Annotated in this window: 18 protein-coding genes; 17 read left to right on the forward strand and 1 reads right to left on the reverse strand. The window is 57.3% G+C overall.

The features are described from left to right. Positions 1–91: 91 nt before the first annotated feature. Positions 92–2,119 (forward strand): OPT family oligopeptide transporter, encoded by a 2,028-nt coding sequence (locus HMPREF1985_RS10540; RefSeq protein ID WP_021772606.1) that lies wholly within the window; start codon positions 92–94, stop codon positions 2,117–2,119. Positions 2,120–2,248: 129 nt separating this feature from the next. Here the strand turns inward: HMPREF1985_RS10540 and HMPREF1985_RS10545 are convergent, their stop codons facing one another. Beyond that, entirely contained in the window at positions 2,249–4,075 is a 1,827-nt protein-coding gene (locus tag HMPREF1985_RS10545; RefSeq protein WP_021772607.1) for a phosphoethanolamine transferase, read from the reverse strand. Between the two features lie 172 nt (positions 4,076–4,247). Between HMPREF1985_RS10545 and HMPREF1985_RS10550 the strand changes: the two genes are divergently transcribed. The 16 genes from HMPREF1985_RS10550 (at position 4,248) to wbaP (ending at position 20,500) form a co-directional block, all read left to right on the forward strand. Then, positions 4,248–5,282: a LacI family DNA-binding transcriptional regulator gene (locus HMPREF1985_RS10550; RefSeq protein WP_021772608.1), complete on the forward strand. Its 1,035-nt coding sequence runs from the start codon at positions 4,248–4,250 to the stop codon at positions 5,280–5,282. 171 nt (positions 5,283–5,453) lie between these two features. Continuing rightward, positions 5,454–6,683 carry a putative porin gene (locus HMPREF1985_RS10555; protein ID WP_040637671.1) on the forward strand — a complete coding sequence of 410 codons (1,230 nt, stop codon included), beginning with the start codon at positions 5,454–5,456 and terminating at the stop codon, positions 6,681–6,683. Positions 6,684–6,836: 153 nt separating this feature from the next. Then, positions 6,837–8,840, forward strand: a complete 2,004-nt coding sequence (locus HMPREF1985_RS10560) for an LTA synthase family protein (RefSeq protein ID WP_021772610.1) — start codon at positions 6,837–6,839, stop codon at positions 8,838–8,840. Between the two features lie 71 nt (positions 8,841–8,911). Then, positions 8,912–9,679, forward strand: a complete 768-nt coding sequence (locus HMPREF1985_RS10565) for a glycosyltransferase family 2 protein (RefSeq protein ID WP_040637672.1) — start codon at positions 8,912–8,914, stop codon at positions 9,677–9,679. Positions 9,680–9,692: 13 nt separating this feature from the next. After that, entirely contained in the window at positions 9,693–10,847 is a 1,155-nt protein-coding gene (locus HMPREF1985_RS10570; protein ID WP_021772612.1) for a glycosyltransferase, read from the forward strand. Next, positions 10,841–11,764, forward strand: a complete 924-nt coding sequence (locus HMPREF1985_RS10575; RefSeq protein ID WP_021772613.1) for a VirK/YbjX family protein — start codon at positions 10,841–10,843, stop codon at positions 11,762–11,764. The genes HMPREF1985_RS10570 and HMPREF1985_RS10575 overlap by 7 nt, the downstream gene beginning before the upstream one ends. Before the next feature lie 97 nt (positions 11,765–11,861). After that, positions 11,862–12,140, forward strand: a complete 279-nt coding sequence (locus HMPREF1985_RS11690; protein ID WP_021772614.1) for a nucleotidyltransferase family protein — start codon at positions 11,862–11,864, stop codon at positions 12,138–12,140. Continuing rightward, positions 12,097–12,198 carry a nucleotidyltransferase domain-containing protein gene (locus tag HMPREF1985_RS11695; RefSeq protein WP_231385204.1) on the forward strand — a complete coding sequence of 34 codons (102 nt, stop codon included), beginning with the start codon at positions 12,097–12,099 and terminating at the stop codon, positions 12,196–12,198. Before HMPREF1985_RS11690 ends, HMPREF1985_RS11695 begins: the two co-directional genes overlap by 44 nt. A 188-nt stretch (positions 12,199–12,386) precedes the next feature. Next, positions 12,387–13,589, forward strand: a complete 1,203-nt coding sequence (locus tag HMPREF1985_RS10585; protein WP_021772616.1) for an O-antigen ligase family protein — start codon at positions 12,387–12,389, stop codon at positions 13,587–13,589. A gap of 96 nt (positions 13,590–13,685) precedes the next feature. Continuing rightward, the gene (locus HMPREF1985_RS10590; protein WP_040637673.1) at positions 13,686–14,348 is read left to right on the forward strand and encodes a 3'-5' exonuclease; all 663 of its coding nucleotides are present in this window, start codon (positions 13,686–13,688) and stop codon (positions 14,346–14,348) included. Positions 14,349–14,427: 79 nt separating this feature from the next. Further along, on the forward strand, positions 14,428–15,273 hold the full coding sequence (pheA, locus tag HMPREF1985_RS10595; RefSeq protein ID WP_021772618.1) for a prephenate dehydratase: 846 nt from the start codon (positions 14,428–14,430) through the stop codon (positions 15,271–15,273). 46 nt (positions 15,274–15,319) lie between these two features. After that, complete coding sequence (locus tag HMPREF1985_RS10600) at positions 15,320–15,910, forward strand: DarT ssDNA thymidine ADP-ribosyltransferase family protein (protein ID WP_051349121.1); 591 nt, start codon at positions 15,320–15,322, stop codon at positions 15,908–15,910. 14 nt (positions 15,911–15,924) lie between these two features. Beyond that, positions 15,925–16,977: a macro domain-containing protein gene (locus tag HMPREF1985_RS10915; protein WP_021772620.1), complete on the forward strand. Its 1,053-nt coding sequence runs from the start codon at positions 15,925–15,927 to the stop codon at positions 16,975–16,977. Between the two features lie 30 nt (positions 16,978–17,007). Beyond that, positions 17,008–18,039 (forward strand): 3-deoxy-7-phosphoheptulonate synthase, encoded by a 1,032-nt coding sequence (aroF, locus tag HMPREF1985_RS10610; protein ID WP_040637674.1) that lies wholly within the window; start codon positions 17,008–17,010, stop codon positions 18,037–18,039. A 135-nt stretch (positions 18,040–18,174) separates the two neighbouring features. Then, positions 18,175–19,029: a polysaccharide biosynthesis/export family protein gene (locus tag HMPREF1985_RS10615; RefSeq protein ID WP_051349122.1), complete on the forward strand. Its 855-nt coding sequence runs from the start codon at positions 18,175–18,177 to the stop codon at positions 19,027–19,029. 31 nt (positions 19,030–19,060) lie between these two features. After that, positions 19,061–20,500 (forward strand): undecaprenyl-phosphate galactose phosphotransferase WbaP, encoded by a 1,440-nt coding sequence (wbaP, locus tag HMPREF1985_RS10620; protein ID WP_021772623.1) that lies wholly within the window; start codon positions 19,061–19,063, stop codon positions 20,498–20,500. The last annotated feature ends 8 nt before the right edge of the window (positions 20,501–20,508 follow it).

Genomic DNA, 20,508 nt, shown 5'->3' on the forward strand with positions numbered 1-20,508 from the left:
CAAGAGACCGTTCTTTTATCTGCGCCTCTCTTGTGCTATAATAGCCCTGTTGTAATGATCCTATCGATCCTAGAAAGACAGGTGTTATTTCATGAAAGAGGAAGAGAATGAGTTCATGCGGCACGAGCTTCGGCTGCCGGAACTCACGGCTCGCGGCATGCTGCTCGGCGCGGTCCTGACGATCATCTTCACCGCGTCGAACGTATACCTCGGGCTAAAGGTCGGGCTGACGTTCTCGTCCGCCATTCCTGCCGCCGTCATTTCGATGGCCGTGCTGAAGATGGCGAAGGATGCGAATATCCTGGAGAACAACATGGTGCAGACGCAGGCATCTGCGGCAGGCACATTGTCGGCCATCATTTTCATCATTCCCGGCATGCTCATGATCGGCTACTGGCAGGGCTTCGAGTTCTGGCAGACGCTTGTGGTCTCGGCGTGCGGCGGCTGCCTCGGCGTGCTTTTTACGATCCCGCTGCGCCGCGCGATGGTCGTGCACAGCGATCTCGCGTATCCGGAGGGCGTCGCGGCAGCAGAGATCCTAAAAGTCGGCAGCCATGAAAAGGCAAAGAGCGGGCATACAGGCATTCGCAAGATCCTCGCGGGCAGCGGTGTTGCGGGCTTCATCGCGTTTTTGACGAACGGCCTGCACGTGCTCGGCGACAGCCTTTCCGCTTGGTTTGCGGTCGGGCGCGGCATGACGCAGATCCCGCTCGGCTATTCGACGGCGCTGCTCGGCGCAGGCTACCTCATCGGCATCGCGAGCGGCATCGCGATGCTCATCGGGATTTTCATCGCGTGGCTTGGTTTCGTGCCGTACTTCACGATTACGGGCACGCCTCCGGACGGCATGACGATGCAGAAGTTCGCGGGCGCCGTCTATCAGCAGAAGGTCCGCCTCATCGGCGTGGGCGCGATGGGCGTCGCGGCAATCTGGACGCTCCTCATGCTCGCCCGGCCCGTCATCGACGGCGTGCGCGAGTCGATTGCCGCTGTGCGCCAGCCTGCGGTGTACAAGGACAAGCACCGCATGGACATCGATATGTCGATAAAGAGTGTCGGCACGGTCTTTGCCGTGACAGTCATCGGTCTTCTCGCCATCTTCTACGCGTTTGTCCGCCCGGAGCATCTGCCCGTCGGGCAGACGCTCACATTCGTCATCGTCGGCGTCGGCGTCGCGGTGCTCATGGGCTTTTTCGTCGCCGCTGCCTGTGCCTACATGGCAGGCCTCGTCGGCACGTCGTCGAGCCCGATTTCGGGCATCGGCATCCTCGGCATTATCGTCGCATCGCTCGTCATGTACGCGCTCTGCTCTTCGTTCGGCATTTTCGCGCTGGAGGGAGGCGAGCGGTTCGCGACGGCGACGGCGATTTTCACGACGTCGATTATCCTCGCGATCGCCTGCATTTCGAACGATAATATGCAGGATCTCAAGACGGGCTACCTCGTCGGCGCGACGCCGTGGCGCCAGCAGGTCGCGCTGCTCATCGGCTGCGTCGTCGGCGCGCTCGTCATCGCGCCGGTGCTGAACCTCCTCTACGAGGCGTACGGCTTCCCCGGCGCCATGCCGCGTCCCGACATGGATCCCGCACAGGCGCTCGCCGCACCGCAGGCAGCGCTCATGACGACGATCGCACAGGGCATTTTCCAAAGCCATCTCGCATGGGAGTACATCTATATCGGCATTGGCGTCGGCATCGTGCTCGTCGTCGCCGATCGGCTTTTAAAGCGCAATACGCGCAGGCTCTGCCTGCCGCCGCTCGCGGTCGGCATGGGCATCTACCTGCCGCCTTCCGTGCTGACGCCGCTCATCGTCGGCGCCGTGCTCGGCTATTTCATCCATCGCTATGTGAAAAACAAGGGCGGGGAAAAGGCGGTAAAGGCATCGGTGCGCCGCGGCACGCTCATCGCGTCGGGCTTCATCGTCGGCGAGTCGATCGTCGGCGTCATCCTCGCAGGCGTCATCGTCGTCTCGGTATCGGGCGGCGGCAGCGACAGCCCGCTCTCTGTCGTGTCGAAGGACTTTGCCGATACGGCGGAGATGCTCGGGCTTCTCGTGTTCCTCGCGGTCGTCGCGCTTTTCACGAAGACCGTCGTAGGAAGTGCAAAATCGGAGGAATAACGCACCGCATGGAAAAAGCCCGCTTCCCTTTCCAAGGAGGCGGGCTTTTTCCGTGCTTGTTGCAGGCCCGAGAAAACGGCAGGCGGAGGCCCAGGCTCCCGATAGGGGGCGATGCGCCGCAGCGCCAGGCTACTCTTCCGCACCGCCGTCCGGGTCGCTCGTGAGCGGACGCGAGCCGAGCATGGTGTAGAGCGTCTCGCGCGTGAAGCGGTAGGTGCTGCTCGCAAAATCCTGCCCCGGATCGTAGCGCTCGGACGGTGCGTTTAGGAGGCCGCACATCGTGTCGTAGAGCATGTCGTTCGTAAAGTAGCGGCTCGCATGCTGGCGCAGCGCGCGCGTATGGCCGGGCATCGCGTGCTGGTAGGCGTCCGACAGGTAGATCCACATCGGGATGCGCACCATATCGAAGCGGAAGACGTCCGGGTTGTGCGAGATCTCGATGTCCTCGCCGTGGTCGGAGAAGTAGACCATTGCGGTGAGGTTGAGATTCTTGCGTGCGTAGTCGTAGACCTGCGAGAGGATCGCATCCGTGTAGAGGATGCTGTTCGCGTACGACGCCATCGAGACCATGCTCGACGAGCCGTCCTCCGAGGAAAAGCGGTTGAACGACTCAGGGTAACGGTTGTTGTAGTAGATATGGCTGCCCATGATGTGCAGCACGATGAAGTTGTTCTTCGCGGGGTCTATCTGCGTGAGGTAGGGGAGGAGGGCCTCGTCGTACTTGTCCGTGAAATTGTAGGAGTCGTCCGTCCACTGCGCGTGGTCGGCCGTCTTTGCGACGAGCGTGATGGCGCTGTCGTACTGCCCGTATCGGCCTTGGTTGCTGAACCACCACGTCTCGTAGCCTGCCTTCTTCGCGACGTCGATGAGCGATGCCGAGTCGAAGAATTCCTTGCCGTTGTACTGGCTCTGCTCCGTGAGCGCGCGCTGGAGAACGGGGACGGTCTGCGTCCAGCAAGAATAGACATTCTCAAAGAAGAGGAAATGGTCGTCTGCGCGCATGGCGCTCTGCCAAGGCGTGTCGTCGTAGGAGTAGGCCGGCGTGTACACCTTCATATAGTTGCGCGACGAGGATTCGCCGATGATGAAGATGACGGTGCCGGGCGCTTTTGCTGCGAGCGCTTCGTGCTGGTCGATCGCGAGGCTCGCGAGGCGGTCGTCGTGCCCTAGGCTGTACACCTGCGTCTGCTTGACGTAGCTGTCGACGTCGCCCCAAAGGGCCGCGATCGACGTCTGCGGCAGGTAGATGACGAGCGTCGCAGACGCCGCACAGACGAGCGCGGCGAGTGCGCCCATGCGGGGCGCGGTCGTCTCATCCTCCATGCGGCGGGAAAACGCGAGGTGCGCGCGCGCGAAGAGGAACCAAAGCGCGGCGAGCGCGGCGAGGATGAGGAGCGCCCGCCCGGTGCCGACGTTCGACTCGACGAAGTCGATGCTCTCGCGCCAATTCGTGAGGTAGAGCGCCATGAGCGAGGCGGGCGTGAGGCAGTGCCACACGATGCAGTAGTAGGCGATCTGCGCGAGCGGGATCAAGAGGGCGGCGATGTTGAGCAGCCCCATGAATCCCGCGACGATGCGTGCGTGGCCGATGCGGAAAAGTGCGGCGGCAAGCGTGGGAAGCAGGACGATTTCTGCCGTGCCGACGAGGAAGTCGTAGCAAATTTTCGATCTGTACCAGTCCTGTGCGTACGTCCACGTGTAGAGCAGCGGGAACGTCACGCACCACGCGATCCCCGCGATGAGATTCGGCGCCATGGGGAGGGAGAAGAGCGGCACGCGCGTCGCGTACGGCAGCAGCGTGAGCGCCGCGACGACGGGCACGAGCGCCGTCATGAAGTAGCCTGCGCCCATGTCCTGCCCGATATTGATATAGAAGGCGATGAGACAGATGAAGTAAATGCCTGCCGCCGTCAGCCAGCGAATGATATTGTCCTGGCTCGTAGTGGAAATCGTCATGTGATCCCTCGGTTCTTTCCTAGTTGACAGAGTAGAGTTTACAGGAAAAAGGGGGGTTCGTCAACAAAGTCGCGTATTTCGTAAGGGTTCCCCTTGACTTCCCGCGCATTTCTCCCTACAATCAATACGGTATGCAGGTCGGCACACACTGGATCCTTAGGGAGGACAGACCTTGGAGCAGAATGTTACCATACTGGATGTAGCAAGACTTGCGGGCGTGTCGAAGAGCACGGTCTCGCGCTATCTGAACGGCGGTTACGTGAGCGTCGAAAAGGCGGAGCAGGTCCGTCGGGCAATCGATGAGACCGGTTTCCGGTCAAACTTCTTTGCACGGCGGCTCAAGACCAAGACGAGCCAGCTTATCGGCATCGTCCTGCCGCGCATGGACTCCGTCTCGGTAGGACGGCTGCTGGCGGGCGTGGGCAGCGTGCTCGACCCGGCGGGCTATCAGGGCATCCTGCTCGTGAGCCAGCTCGATCCGCAGAAGGAAATCGAGCATATCGAGAGCCTCTGCCAGCAGGGCGTCGACGGCATCCTCGTCGACAGCGTCGCGATCACCGACGCGCACGTCGCGCTCGCCCAGAACGCGCGGATCCCGATCCTCTTTACGGGGCAGAGCCGCGCGGAAGTCCATTGCCTCAAGATCGATGATGCGGCGGCAGGATACATGATGGGAACCTACCTGCGCCAGATGGGGCATCGGCGCGCCGTCTTCGTAGGCGTGACGGACGCCGACCACGCCGTCGGCGTCGAGCGCAGGCAGGGATTCGAGAACGGGTTTTGCACCGAGCGCAGGTCGCACGTCGATTTCGTCGAGACGGGGTTTGACTTTCTTTCCGCCTATCAGAGCGCGGGAAAAGCATGCGCCTTCCATCCGACTGTCCTCGTCTGCGCGACGGACGGCATCGCGCTCGGCGTCCTGCGCTACCTGCACGAGTGCGCGATCCGCGTGCCGGAGGAAATATCCGTCGTGGGATTCGGCGGCTATGACGTCGGCGCCGTCGTCTATCCCGCGCTCACGACGATCGCGTTTGACTACGAGCGGCTCGGCAAAGAGGCGGCAGAGGAGCTCCTTGCACGCATCGCGCATCGCGCGCCGGCGTTTGCATGGGATCCGTTTGATACAGGCCGATCCATGCGTTTTGTCGAGCGCGAGAGCGTCCGCGCGCTCGGGACGGGCGGCAGGCATCTGCGCCGCCTGCGTTAAGGGACATTCTGACGATTTAATTGCATTTTTATTGTATTTTTACTAAACATGTGTTACAGTATCCATAAGTCTGCGGGCTGCGCACAGGAAGCGATGAGGAAACATGGAAACTCACATTCCTTCGCAGAGGCAGATGAAGTTCATTGCTTTTTTGGCAAGGAGGAATGTCTTATGAAGAAGACTCTCGTATCGGCACTGACGACGGCTCTCGTCGTCGGCGCAGCATCCACGACGTTTGCAGCATCGAATCCGTTTGCAGACGTACCCGCTGACCACTGGGCTTACGATGCCGTTTCGCAGCTCGCTGCGGACGGCGTCATCGAAGGCTACGGCGACGGCACGTACCGGGGCGACAACGAGATCACGCGTTATGAGATGGCGCAGATGGTCGCAAAGGCCATGGCGAAGTCGGGCGTCAGCGACGCAGACAAGGCCCTGATCGAGAAGCTCTCCGCTGAATTCGCGGATGAGCTAAACAACCTCGGCGTCCGCGTCGCAAGCCTCGAGCGCAATGCGGACATGGTCAAGTGGAACGGGCAGGCTCGTTACACGATGGCACGCCACGTCGATAAGGACGCTACCGCAACGGACAGTCACACGGATGAGTTCCTCTTCCGTCTCGAGCCGTCGGCTGAGGTCAACAGCAACTGGCACGTCAATGCGCGTCTCGACGCAAAGATCAACGCGGCAAAGGACGAGGGCAATGACGGCAACGTTTCGCTCAAGCGTATTTGGGCGCAGGGCAACTACGACAATTTCGCCGTCAAGCTTGGCCGTTTCGGCTCGCTCGACAACGATTCCGTTTTCGATACGCAGATCGCGGGTGCGGAAGTCGCATTCGGCAACAAGGCGCAGGCCATCCTCGGCGCCGGCCGCCAAAGCTTCAGCGGAAACGGTGGCAGTGGCTCGCTGCAGGGCGAAGATGCTGCAAACCATTACTATGCAGGCGTTTCCTACAAGGACGGCAAGGCCATGGCGGGGATTTCCTATCACACGCTGAACCTGCGCAATTCCTCGGAGAAGAACTTCCGTGAAGGCATCGCAAAGGCCGGCTACCGCTTCGACAAGAGCACGGCGCTGAACGGCTTCTATGCGAAGTCCAGGAAGTACACGGACAGCAAGGCCGCAGAGGCTTATAGCGTGGAGTTCGACTACAAGGGCGCGGATCAGATGAACGCCGGCACGTGGGGCGCATGGCTCGCATATCGCCACCTCGGCCAGGATGCGACGCAGTTCAGCACGTATGATGCGATCAAGACGAACGAAAAGGGCTGGGAGATCGGCGGCAACTACACGTTTGCCAAGAACATCGTCGGCACGCTGCGCTATGGCAATGCGAAGCAGATCAATGGCGACGGCAAGGCGCATACGTACTTCGGCCGTGTCCAGTTCTTCTTCTGATCACGGATCACGAAGAGAACGAAGGACGCCAGTTTTCAAGGCTCTCGCTTCGGCGAGAGCCTTTTTGCGTGCCGTTTTCGGTGTTACGAGGCTTTGATTTGCCCGAAGAGGCAAGATGCGATAGAATGAAACAGGAAGGAAGGTGGGAACGTCGTGTTCTCGTTGTTTTGGAGCGGGATCCAGCAGGATGTGAAGCTCGCCCTTGTCGCGCCCGTTCTCTGCGCCGTTTTCCGGCTGGCGTTTATCCTCGTCTATCGCCCCAAGAAGACGCCGTTCGGCGAATGGAAGAAATGGTACCATTGTTTCCGCTACGGGTTTTGGTGGGGCATGGACTTCCATGCTTACGTTTACTTATTCTCGCTCGTATTGGTCACGCTGCCCGGTACCTTCATTCCTGCGTACTACGCCGTAGGAGACACGGTGCGTCTTGTCGGCATCTGCTGTTATGCCGCTGTGCTCTATACGGCGTTTATGGGAAGGATGGTTTTCTACCGCCATTTCCACGATGTCTACAATCACTTGCTCTTTTTGGGACGCCATGCAGATCAAGATAATTTGCGCGACATCTTTTTCAACCAAGATCATGGCACATGGATTTTATGGAGCTACATTCCATTTCTCGCTGCCTGCATTGGCGCCGCGTCCTGGCTCCTCGGCCTGCCAACGGTTTCCTTTCCTGTGCCGGAATCGGCCGCGCTTCGGTACGCGCTCCATGCGGCAGTAGGTATCGCGGCGATCGCACTCTTTTATTGGGCGCGCTATGGCGGGACGTTTCGTCATCGGAAGAAACCGGAATGGGATGAAGTGCCGGCCGTTGTCAAAGCGGATATTTTTATGGGCAAAGCGGTACGCGACGATCTCCTTGTCCTGGAGCATTTATTTCATCAAAAGCGCGATGCGTCGCTTTCGCATAGCGATGCAGAAGCGATTTCCATCATGGAGCCGATTCTTCCCCGCGCCTTCTCGAAATCGCCGTTGGATGCGTTTTGCCATGTGGCAGCAGGAGCGCGCATTCGACCGCCTCGCCATATTTTCCTGCTCTTTTTGGAGAGCCATTCGCAGAGCCTCTTGGATCCGCTGTACGGGTCGCTCCGCCTTATGGAGGCGAGCAAGAAGTGGCGCAGGGAAGCAAACGCCGTATCGTTTGCCAATTTCCTGCCGGGCGGGATGGTCTCGCAGCCGTCTATCGTCAGCTTGATGACCGGCGTGTTCGACTGCGACATGGAACTCAATGAAAATCCTTCCTTTTGGCAGGGCGCACCGCAGACGGCGCTTGCGCCTCAGCTCCAGAGGCTCGGCTATCGCACATCGTTTTGGTATGGCGGAAACCTGACGTGGAGCAGCCTCGATCATTTCGTTCCCGCCATGGGATTCGACCGCGCATTCGGAGGGCCGGATATCTGCGGGAAACATGCACCGCGCACATGGCTCGGCGTATACGATCATATTTTTTTGGAGGAAGTCGCGCGGCGCATTGAGGCGGATACGGGCGCAGCAGGCGAGTTCCACTTCGTTTATACGACTTCCAATCACGGACCGTATCGCATTCCGTTTGAGCAGTATGGTTTTGATGCCGAAACGGTCATGCCGGACGCGCCGGCAGCGCTCAAACGCGATGCGGCGACACGCCGAAGCCTTGCCAGTGCTTGGTATGCGGATCAATCTGCCGTGCGGTTCATCGAAAGGATGCGCGAAATGGATCCCGACAGTCTTTTCATTGTGACGGGGGACCATGCGACGGATATCCTGCCGCTCGCGTACGATATTGTGCCGCGCAGGGAAATGAATCTGCGGGAGCATCTTCTGACCTCGTTTGCAATGGCACATCCGTCGCTGGATCCCGCCATGCTGGCGGAACGGACGATTGGAAGTCATATGCATATCGCACCGACGCTATTTGAGATGATCGCGCCGAGCGGCTTTCCGTACCGTGCGATTGTCCCTTCGTTTTTCGAGCCGATCGATCACGTCGTCACGCCGTACGCTTGGATGACAAAGGATGCGATCGGCAGCTACGTGGATGAAACAGAGCAGCCGCTTGCCGTATCGGCAAGGCTTCTTTCTGTCAGGCAAGAGGTTCGTCGCTTTGACGCGGAGCAAAAGGCGCTTTGCGAGCTTTCGGGCTGGCTGGTACGCCATCCGGAATGCTTGGTGTGATGGTGTTCTTATCTTGCGCGCCATGCTATAATTTGGAGGATGCGATCGGAAGAAATCAAAGGAGTGTGCACATGCGTCTTGCCGTTATCATTTTGACGAAGAATGAGGAGCATAATATCGAGGGCGCGGTAAAGAGCGCTTCGTTTGCCGACGAGGTGGTCGTCCTCGATTCCGGCAGCACGGACCGCACGCGGGAGTTCGCCGAAAGGCTCGGCGCACGTTTTGTTGTCCATCTCATGGGCGAGGACGGTTTTGCAGGGCAGCGCAATGCGGCGCTCGATGAGACGGACGCGGACTGGGTCTTTTATTTGGATGCGGACGAGCGCATCACGGACGAGGCGGCGAAAGAAATGATGCGGTGCGTCAAGGCGAACGAATGGTTTGCCTATCGGATCAAGCGCATGAATATTTTATTTGGACAAGTGATGCGGCACGGTTCTCATGCGCCGGATTACGTTATGCGACTCTTTCCTCGTACGATGGTCCGCTGGAAAGGCGTCGTTCATGAATCGGCGATTACCGAATTGCCGGTCCGCGCGCTGAAAGGAGTGCTTTGCCACTATACCTATACGGATTGGGATCGCTACTTCGTAAAGTTCAACCAGTATACGACCTTGATGGCTAAGAAAATGGAGGAAGGCGGGAAACGCGCTTCTTTTTTGGATATTCTTTTGCATCCTTCCTTTGCTTTTTTTCAATCCTATATTTTGAAACTAGGATTTCTCGATGGAAAGCAGGGATTTATCTTTGCACTCAACCATTTCTTTTATACCATGATAAAATATGTGAAACTTTATTATGCGACGACCCGCGTGAGAGAGGATAGAAAAGGATGCTAGGAGGCGATGACTGATGCGTTTTGCAATTATGGAAAGCGTTGTCACTCCGGGAGGACACGAGATTGATTTTGATCGTATCTTGGTGGAAGAGCTTTCATCGCTTCGGCATACGGTGGAGTTCTACGTGCCGGAGCGACACAGGTTTAAGTGGGATTATGGCGTACCCGTCCATACGCTTCAGGGAAAAGGCATTTCGTATCAAGGCGCCAGAGGGATGAAAAAGTTCGTTTTGTCCGCTAAGCGAGAACTGCATCGACAGTATTGGTATCGCGACATGTATCATTACGCATGCGCGGGGAAGTTTGACGCGATCATTTTTCCGTCTGCGACGTATCGGTATTTGCGCGCCTTGAAGATAAGCCCATTAAAGCATAGTCCTGTCCCGGTTCTCTTTCTGATTCACGGGCTGACACCTGATGAAGCGAAGCGTTTGGATAAGGCGGCTGAGCCGTTTGCAAAGTTGCCGAATATCCGCATTGGCGTACAGACTTTCGCACGGAATAAACTGCATCTCGCGGCGGATCATTTGCGCATTTACAGCCCGCCGAACTATATTCCGCGTGACATTCATCCAAGTGATTTTTCGCCAAAAGGAGATACCATCATACTGGGCTTTTTTGGACAGTATCGACGTGAAAAGAATTTGAAATTCCTTCTCGATGCGTTCTTAGCAGGCTCCTATACGCGCCCCGTTTGCTTGTTCGTCCAAGGTGCGACGCAGACCAAGGCGGATCGTGAAGATTTTGATCGTTTGATCCGTGCATACGAGAAGGAGAAAACGATTCAATTCCTGCATGAGCCGCTTATCGGCATGGCATGGCAGAAAGCACTGGCAAGCGTTTCGGCAATCGTCATACCGTACGGAAATGAGCGCTACCGGTATCACACGTCTGCTATGATCAGCAACGCGATTGGATACAAAAAGCCGGTTTTAGCCGCAGACAATGTCAATCCCGAAGTATTGGCTGCACATGCGATTGGCGTTTCCTTTCCCAATGGGGACAGCAGGGCTTTGACGCAGGCGCTGGAGAAGTTCGTCAACACTTACGAAGAAGAAAAGAATAAGTATGCGAGCGCGTTGGATCAAGCCTATACGGAGTATGCTCCCAGCCGCTTGGCAGAGAATATCGTTGCACTCGCAAGTGACGAAGGAAGAGATATATGCTGAACTTTATCGCCGTTGCGAAACGGATTTATCGGCTTGATTACTGGCGCGAGGCGCATCGCGCCGTGGTCTTCGTGGTACGTGCCTATCTTCATTATCCTACGATGGCAGGGTTTTGGCGTTTTTTTCAAGAGGATGTTGATCGTCGCGCGATATTGGAGCGGAATGCGTTCCCCATCGAGCAGGCAACGCGTGCCTTTTTCTTCAAAGGAGCAACGCTTTCGGAGCGTATTCGGCTCATAGAAGAACATTTCCTGTATTTGCAGAGGCAACTGCGCGCGCCATTCGTACATGGATTATATGCGGATGCGCCTATTTTGCTTTGGCGGGCGCAGGATGGGGAAGGGGACTGGCATGTCGAACTGGCAAGCGAGGCGGGGCAGAGAAAGGAAGGCATGCTTTCTCTTATTATGAAATGCGGCGATGCCTACATCTATCAAGCCATGTTTTGGATTGCACGCGATAAAGAAGGGGCGTACAGCCTGTTCATCGGCGCGTTGCAAGGACCGAATATGGAACATGCGCGCGAAGTAGTCAAAGCGCTGACGAAGCGGGCCCATCGCTATCGAACCAAGAATTTGATGCTCTATATGGTACGGGCAACGGCACGTGCGCTTTCGTTGCAACATATATACGCCGTATCAAATGAAGGATATTATGCCAATAACCACATTCGCCGCGACCGCAAGCTCAAGACGGACTTCGGCGCGTTCTGGGAGGAGGCGGGCGGACACGTGACGGACGATCCGCGCTTTTATGAACTGCCGCTTACGGAAGCGCGGAAAACAGAGGCGGAGATCCCGACGCGAAAGCGCGCGAACTACCGCAGGCGGTATGCCATGCTTGACGCGATAGATGCATCGGTCGCATCCAGCATGGATGCGATAAAGAAGGCATCCGGGACGGATCGGAAGGACTGAAGCGGAATATGTGGATTTAAGAGGGCATACGGGAGGGATCTGCAAGAAGACGAGGAATTTTTCAAGGCACTGCAAAATCTAAGGAAGTGCTGCTGCAATGAAGCTCTTTGGATCGAGAGCACGCGGCGACCATCGGGCGGCTTCGGATATCGATCTTGCCGTTGCGGGCAAGGGCGGGATCCGAGAACGATTGGCTCTTGCATTCGACGAGAGCGCGCTTCCGTACACGTTTGACATTGTGGATTATGAAAACCTATCGAGTGCGCGTTTGCGTCATGCCGTGGACACAGACGGCGTGCTCTTATGGAAAAAAGAAGACGGAGCGGCATGGAATGAAAAAGGTCGTTCTGTTCGGCAGCCGTGTACGTGGCGATAGCAGGGAGCGAAGCGATATTGACCTTGCCGTAATCGGCGGCGATGTCGTCCCTGTTTGAAGCCTTGCAGTCGGATTGGGCTCTTTATGGGGAAGAACCAAAAGCGTGAGCAACGTGAAATCCTACAAGAATATCCTTGCCAATGCGCTCGTCCATTGGCGATGCCCTCTGACGACAAGCGCGATTGCCTTGCTGTAGGAGGCGTACGGTAGGGTACGGTAGGGGAAAGGTTAGGAAGGAAGGGAACTATGGGCTTCGTGGCGTCTATCGAACAGCGTATCTACTGCTGCCTCGTCGGCGCGGCATGCATGAGCAGTCTCTCCATAGCGGGGACGAATATCTTCTTGGCGTTGGGCGCGATCGGATTTCTGCATCGCGCATGGCGAAAGCATGACGATTTGCCGGGGCGCCTTTCGGGGATCAGCCGCTTCCTGTGGGTGCCGTACCTCCTGCTCGCTCTCGCGGCGCTGCTGTCGATTGCGGGGGCGCCGCATCCGCTTGCAGATCTTTTGGATTTCGGCAATTCGTATCTGCTTCGTCCGCTTCCGTTCCTGCTCGTCGTGCTCTTTGTGCGCGAGGGGAAAAAGGCGCGCGGTCTCGCACTTGCCATGGCGGCATCGGTCGGGCTCAATGCGCTCCTTGCGATCGGGCAGTGGCTCATGCACGATATGGCGTATGGCGCGCGATGGTCGGGCGGGATCTTTTACATGGCGCAGGGGACGATACTCGCTGCTGCCCTGCCGATTGCCTTGCTCCTTATCATGCGCGAGAAGAAATATCGCGCATGCTGCACGCTGCTCTTCCTGCTGCTTGCGGCAGCGTTCCTGCTCAATGGCACGCGCGGCGCGTGGGTCGCTTCGCTCGCGGTCATGTCCGTCATTGCATTTGTCGGACTCAAATGGAAATCGTTTCTCGCCGGCACTGTCGCGATGGTGCTCCTTGTTGGGGCTGGCTTTACGCTCATTCCGCCGATTCATGACCGCATGGAGACGATCCTTCACTATCAGAAGGAGCACTCCTACTCGGAACGGGCACTGCTTTGGAAAAGCTCTGCTGCCATGCTCATGGATCATCCGCTGACGGGTGTCGGGCAGGGCGAGTTCCGCGATGCCTATCAGACGAAGTACATCCGCCCGGAGGCGAAAGAACCGTGGCTCGGCCATGCACACGACAATGTCGTGCACGCCTTCGCCGAGACGGGCATCTTGGGCGGGATGGCGTTCCTCGCGTTTTGGGTTTCGACGGTTTATTGCGCCATTCGTTCGTGGCGCAGGCATCATGATACGGCGAGCCTCGCCATGGCTGCCCTCATCATGGCATTCATGCTGCATGGGCTTACGGAGTATACGTGGGGCGGCGCGACGCAGAGCAAGTTCCTCTTCCTTGCGCTTGGGATCTGCGTGGCGTTTCAGAACATAAGATCTGCAGGCGGGTCTGATTTTCATTCCTAGCCGATACTTCGGGTGCCGATTATGTTATAGATTATGCTATAATAGAAGGATAGAAGGGATTGGCGCGTGAGGAAGAAGAAAGTGCAGGAAAGTCGGATGAAGCATATCGTCGTGGATCTGGAGATGAACCCGGTAGATCGTACGCTGCGCGAAGTACGGAAAAAACTCAACGAGGAGATCATTGAGATCGGTGCCGTGCGCCTTGGCGCGGACTTCCGGCAGGAGGACACGTTCCAGTGCTACGTGCGCCCGCAGTACGGCTCGATCAAGGCGCATATCGCGCAGCTCACGGGCATCACGGAGGAAAAGGTCGCAGGGCAGCCGCACTATGCGGAGCGTTTTGCCCGCTTCGTGGACTGGATCGGCGAGGAGGAGACGCGCATCTACTCGTGGAGCCTCTCGGACATCAAGCAGCTTCGCAGTGAGTGCCGCTACAAGCTGCCCGGCTTCGATGTGAAATGGCTCGATACGCGCTGGGTCGACCTCCAGCAGCAGTTCGATGACCGCCTCGGCCTGCACCATAGCCTTGCGCTCAAGCACGCACTCGGCGCGATGAACCGTTCCTTTGAGGGGACGCAGCACACGGCGCTCGCGGACGCGATCAACACGAGCGCGATCCTTGCCCTCATGCAGGATGAGAAGAAGTTCAAAAAGACGATGCAGCCCGTACTCGACCTGCTGCAGCCGAAGGAAGTGCTCGCAAGCTCGATCGGCGACCTTTGCCCCGAGCTTTTGGAGCTCAGGAAGAACCTTTCTTGACCGGTAGGTTTCGATATGATACGATGAAAATGATTCTCTTCGCTGAAAGGCGCGGGGATCCGGCGAGGGAGGACGCAGCATGGGAAAAATGGGCGTTTTGGGACCGCTTGGCACGCACAGCGAGGCGGCGGCGCGCTACCTCGCAGGGCTCTTGCCGGATGCGCAGGAGCTCAGCGTTTATCCCGACATCTTTGCCGTCATGCAGGCCGTCGAGGACTGCGAAGTGGAGACGGCGCTCGTGCCCGTCGAGAACTCGCTCGAAGGAGCGGTCAGCATCACGCTCGATACGCTCGCGCGAAGCGATGCGCTCGAAGTCGTGCGCGAGCTCGTATGGCCCGTGCACAATCAGCTCATGGCGCGGTGCGGCGCGCGGGATGTGCGCCGCATTTGCTCGCATCCGCAGCCCATCTCGCAGTGCCGCGCATTCCTGCAGCAGCACTATCCGAAGGCAGAGCTCGTCAAGGTCGCGAGCACGGCGCGTGCGGCCGAGATGGTCGGGGGCGAGGACCCGGCGAGCGGCTGGGCGGCGATCTGCACGAAACGGGCGGGCGAGCTCTACGGCCTGCACGCGCTTCACACGGAGATCCAGGACAACATGGCGAACGCGACGCGCTTCTTCGAGATCGCGCGGCGCGGCGGCAAGCGTGCGGCGGATGCAGCGAAGATGCTCGTGATCTGCCAGATCGACGGCAAGAAGGCGGGCGCCCTCTACGACGTGCTCAGGGAGTTCGCGGAGCGCGGCATCAACATGACGCGCATCGAGTCGCGCCCCGCGCGCACCGAGCTTGGCGCCTATATCTTCTTCTTCGACCTCGAGCTTGGCACGGACGCCGCGGCGCTTGCGGATTCCCTCGAAGCCGTGCGCCAAAAGAGCATTTGGCTCAAAGACCTCGGCAGATTTCCCGTCTTGACGGCAAACCCGTAAGCTTATGGCAATCATCGTAAAAGGAGAATGGCGAGGAGACGTTGGCATGGGGCGCAAACCGATTGAAGAAGGCAAGCTGATTTATCATCTGACCCGGATCGAGAACCTGACGTCGATTATGGAAAATGGGATATTGCCTCGCAATATGCTCAGGGGAAATCACTTTTTTGACGTAGCGGATCCGAATATTATCAAAAAGCGTCATAACAGAGGACTGGGAGATTATGTTCCGTTTCACTTTCATCCCTATAGTGCGTTTGATTATGTGATCAAACGCGATCAGAAGATGGAGAACTTGGTATACCTGTGTGTCCTGAGAAGCTATGCGCGGGAGCGCGGCTTTGTCATATTGCCGGAGCATCCGCTTTCTGGGTGCATCGGGGAAGGCTGCTTGCTGCCGTACGACGAGGGAGTCGTGCGGATGGATTGGGAATCCATGAATCAGTCCGATGTGGCGGATGCCCACGCAAAGTCTGTTCGCATGGCGGAGTGCTTGAAAAAAGGGCCTGTCTTGTTTTCGGAACTCTATTGCATCTACGTCATGGATCCGGCTAGGCTGGAGCAGATCGAAACCATGGTACGGACGCATGCGAAGGTGCGCTGGCCGTACGTCTTTGATGGATCGCGCCTTGTTTGAGGAGGAGAACCGATATGATTCGCTATGTGGAGGGGAACCTTTTTGATTCACGCGCGGATTGCTTGGTCAATGCAGTAAACTGCGAAGGCGTCATGGGGAAAGGAATCGCCTATCAGTTCAAGAAGAAGTTCCCACGCAATACGAGGGATTATGCAGAAAAGTGCAGGACGGGCGCGTTGCGGATTGGAACGATCCATACCTATCAGGACGGGCAGACTTGGCTGGTTAATTTCCCGACGAAGGATCGTTGGAGGGAGCCGTCACAGCTTTCCTATATAGATATCGGATTGGATCGGCTGGTCGAGTTCCTGAATCGAACCGACATCAAGCGCGTGGCCTTGCCAGCATTGGGATGTGGAAATGGCGGATTGCCTTGGGCAGAGGTGCGAAATCTCATCGATGCGAAGCTGTCGCGTGTTGCGACGGGATGCGAGATTTTGGTGTATGCACCTGCTTCGGGCAAACGAAGCTTGGATCCAGCATTTGATTTCCGCGAGCTGGTCCTGCTCAAAATGAAGCAAGGCCTTAAAACGTTTGACGTGGGACATATGCAGCGCGGTTTATTTTTGTTAAACCGTGCTGCGCAAATGCGGCTGTTTCGGTTTGACACATGGCAGAATGGTCCATATTCATCGGATGCAATGCGTCATATGATGCGGATCCGGCGCTACCAAGACGCGTTTGGACAATCGGATCCGCAAATGGTATATGAAAGCGTTTACCGAAGTATTGTGACGCGAAGCTTAGAAAAGAAAATGCAGGATCTGATACCACTTGTGGAAGCAGTGACACGGTATATCAATGACCGCCGTATTACCGATAAGCGATTGGAGGGTATGACGGGACTATTGTATATCATGGAACAATATACGGAAGGATTGAAACTGGTCGATTGGATCAAGCTGTTTCGCGCCGCATATTCAAGCCAAACCGAACGCCATCGCTTTCGAAAACAGGATTTGATATGCTGCATTGACTTTTTGATGCGCATGGAAGCAGTGGAAAAGAATGTGTTTCAAATCTATGTGCCGTCGATGCGACGCAAATTGAATCTATGTCTCGACTAGATGGATGGAACGGTTGAAAAGGAGAACAAAATGGTCATTATCATGAATCCCGACGCAACGGCAGAGAACATCAAGGGCGTCATCCGCGCCGTCGAGGGCACCGGCCTCATGGCGAAGGTCATGGAAGGCTCGCAGCAAAAGATCGTCGGCGTCATCGGCGACAAGACGCGCCTCGCGTCCGTCGCCATCGATGCGCTGCCGGGCGTCGAGCAGAGCGTCGCGATCTCGAAGAGCTACAAGCTCGCGAGCCGGGAGTTCCACCCGCAGCCCAGCGTCATCGACGTTGCGGGCGTCAAGATTGGCGCGGGCACGCCCGTCATCATGGCAGGACCGTGCGCCGTCGAGTCGAAGGAGCAGCTCTTTGAGGCGGCGGACATCGTCAAGGCGGGCGGCGCGCAGTTTTTGCGCGGCGGCGCGTACAAGCCGCGCACGAGCCCGTACTCGTTCCAGGGCCTCGAAGAAGAAGGGCTGAAGTACCTCGCCGAGGCGCGCGAGCGCACGGGGCTTCGCGTCGTCACCGAAGTCACGACCGTCGAGGCGATCGATCGCGTCGCGCACTACGCGGACATGCTGCAGGTCGGCGCGCGCAACATGCAGAACTTCGGCCTTCTGAAGGAAGTCGGCAAGTGCGGCAAGCCCGTCCTCCTAAAGCGCGGCCTTGCCGCGACGCTCGACGAGTGGTTAAACGCCGCCGAGTACATCATGAACGCGGGTAACCCGAACGTTGTCTTCTGCGAGCGCGGCATCCGCACCTATGAGACGTACACGCGCAACACGCTCGACCTTTCCGCCGTCGCTGCCATAAAGCACCTCTCGCACCTGCCCATCATCGTCGATCCGAGCCACGGCACGGGCAAGTGGCGCATGGTGAAGCCCATGGCGCTCGCCGCCATCGCCGCAGGCGCGGACGGGCTCATGATGGAGGTCCACCCGAACCCCGCCAAGGCGCTCTCCGACGGGCCGCAGTCACTGACGCCGGAAAACTACCGCGAGGTCATGGAATGCGTCCATAAGATCGCCGCGTTCATGAAGGAGGAGCACATCGAGCCGATGCGCGTATAACGGATCAAGATGCAGCATGCACCGAGCAGGGGGAAGGATTCGTCCTCCATGCTCGGTGTTGTTCTTTTGACACCTTCATGCGATTGTGTTATATTTAACTCAAAATCGAAGGCAATGATAAAGGAGAGTCACGGTATGAAAGGACGCAGATTGGCTTTGCTCGCGACGGTGTTTTTGCTCGGCGCAGGGCAGGCATCGGCCTCGCAGGCCGTCGCCGTCGCACAGGATACAGCGCGCGATGCCAAACCCGCACCGCATCCTGCCGCAGTGCGCGATGCAGCACCTGCGAAGAATATGGAAAAGCCGATCCTCGTTGAGTCGGATGCCATCTTCCAAACGGCGCAGCTTGGCATGGGCAGCGTTCCGGATTCATACCGCCTCACAAAATACGATGTCATCCGTGTCGATGTCATTGGCTTCCCCGAAGGACTGGGCTATGGCTCTACGGCTTCTGTCAAGACGGGAATCTCGAGCGAACAGAGCCTCGGAAAGAACGATATGATCATCGGCCCGGACGGCAAGGCGAGCATCCCGTACGTCGGCAATGTCTCACTCGCTGGCATGACGCTCGACGAGGCGTCGCAGATGCTGCAGGATCGCCTGTCCGAGTATCTGAACGATCCGAAGGTCAACGTTTCCCTTCGTAGTTTCGGTGCGCGCAAGGTCTACGTGATGGGTGAGGTGGTGAAGCCTGGCATACAGGAGCTTCAGGTTGACAGCATGAACGCCTATGCCGCCATCACGAGCGCGGGCGGCTATACGAAGCGCGGGCGCAGCACGCGCGTGCAGGTCGTCCGCATCAAGGACGGCGTCATGTACTACAAGCAGCTCAATATGAAGACCTACATGACGCGCCACGATATACGGCAGAATGTCGCCTTAGAGGACGGCGACATCGTCTACGTCCCGCGCTCCAATGCGATCATCTGGAACGAGGATATCCTGCCATACCTCAACGGAATTGCGATGTACAAGGCGCTGACCAATTGACGAAAGCTCCGTTTTACGCGGAGAAAAGACGATGGGGGAGGAGATTGTCACGGAAGCAACCGCACGGGATGCGCTAAGAAGCAATCTCAGCTATTATGTGACTCCTTTTCTTTTGGCAGGAACGGATTTCTTTGTCTTTTTTGTCGCGATGCAGATTGTGTTTGCAATAGCGACAGCGTCTCTAGGAAGCGCGGTTTCCGTTCAGTTGCAGTGGTTCGTGCTTTTGCCCGCTTTGCAAGTGTGCTGCATGTTTATTTTGGATTTATATCGCACGCGTCGCGTGTTCCACGAGTGTGCGAAACGCATCGTGAAAGCCGCTACGTTTGCTACTGTCCTTTCCATTCTCGTCGACTACACGCTGCATCCTTCCGGCGGAATGCTCCCCCCTAGCGTCTTTTTGGGGTACTGGACGCTGAGTTTCGTGCTCGACTGGATTGCGCGGTATGCCCTGCGCAGTATCTTGCGCAAGGCTGGGATTTGGCAGAGTTCGGTCATCATCGTTGGTGCGGGAAAAACAGCGGAACGGTTTGTCAAGGCGTTCCATGTCAATTACCATATTTTGGGATTCATAGAAGACAATGCGACACGGCCGCTTTTGCAGCGGTACGCACATTTGGGCGGGTTCGAGGAGCTTGAGACAATCATTCAACGATATCGGACGCCTGAGGTCGTCCTCGCGATTCCGGGGCTATCGCGACGGGAGCAGGTGGAGCTGTTCTACCGAGCGCAGCCATTTGTACGGAAAGTCTCCCTGATACCGGATCTTTTCGATGTGCCGATTGGAACGGTACAGATTGAAAACAGCATAGATGATCGATTGCTCGTGCTAAAGACGACAAACAATCTGACCAGTCACCTCAATCGTTTTGTAAAACGCGCGTTCGATATCGTGATGGGGAGCGTCATCGCCATTCTAATTGCCCCGGTCCTGCTTCTTCTTGCGATTTGGATTCGCATGGATTCCGATGGCTCTGCATGTTACAATGCGGAGCGCATTGGGAAGGGAGGAAGGTCGTTCCGTTGCTACAAGTTTCGCTCCATGTATCCAGATGCAGACCGTATCCTGATGGACTTTTTGGCGCGGCACCCGGAAGCGGCTGAGGAGTGGCGCGTGTTCCAAAAGCTGCGCGGGGAGGATCCCCGTGTTACACGAGCAGGAAAAATCATTCGCAAGTATAGCTTGGACGAGCTGCCGCAAATCTTTAATGTCATCAAAGGGGATATGAGCCTTGTTGGACCTCGTCCGTATCTGCCCCGTGAGAAAGCTGCGATCGGGGAATACCTGCCGGTCATATGCATGACGCGGCCGGGCATCACGGGGCTTTGGCAGGTCAGCGGACGCAATGACATTGAGTTCGACGGACGGCTGAGGCTGGACGCATGGTATGTGCGGAATTGGAATTTGTGGCAGGACATCGTCTTGCTGTTTAAGACGGTTGGCGTTGTGTTTTGGAAAAAGGGTGCGTATTGACCAGGTGT

This window comes from Mitsuokella sp. oral taxon 131 str. W9106 (assembly GCF_000469545.1).
Lineage (GTDB): Bacteria > Bacillota > Negativicutes > Selenomonadales > Selenomonadaceae > AWVT01.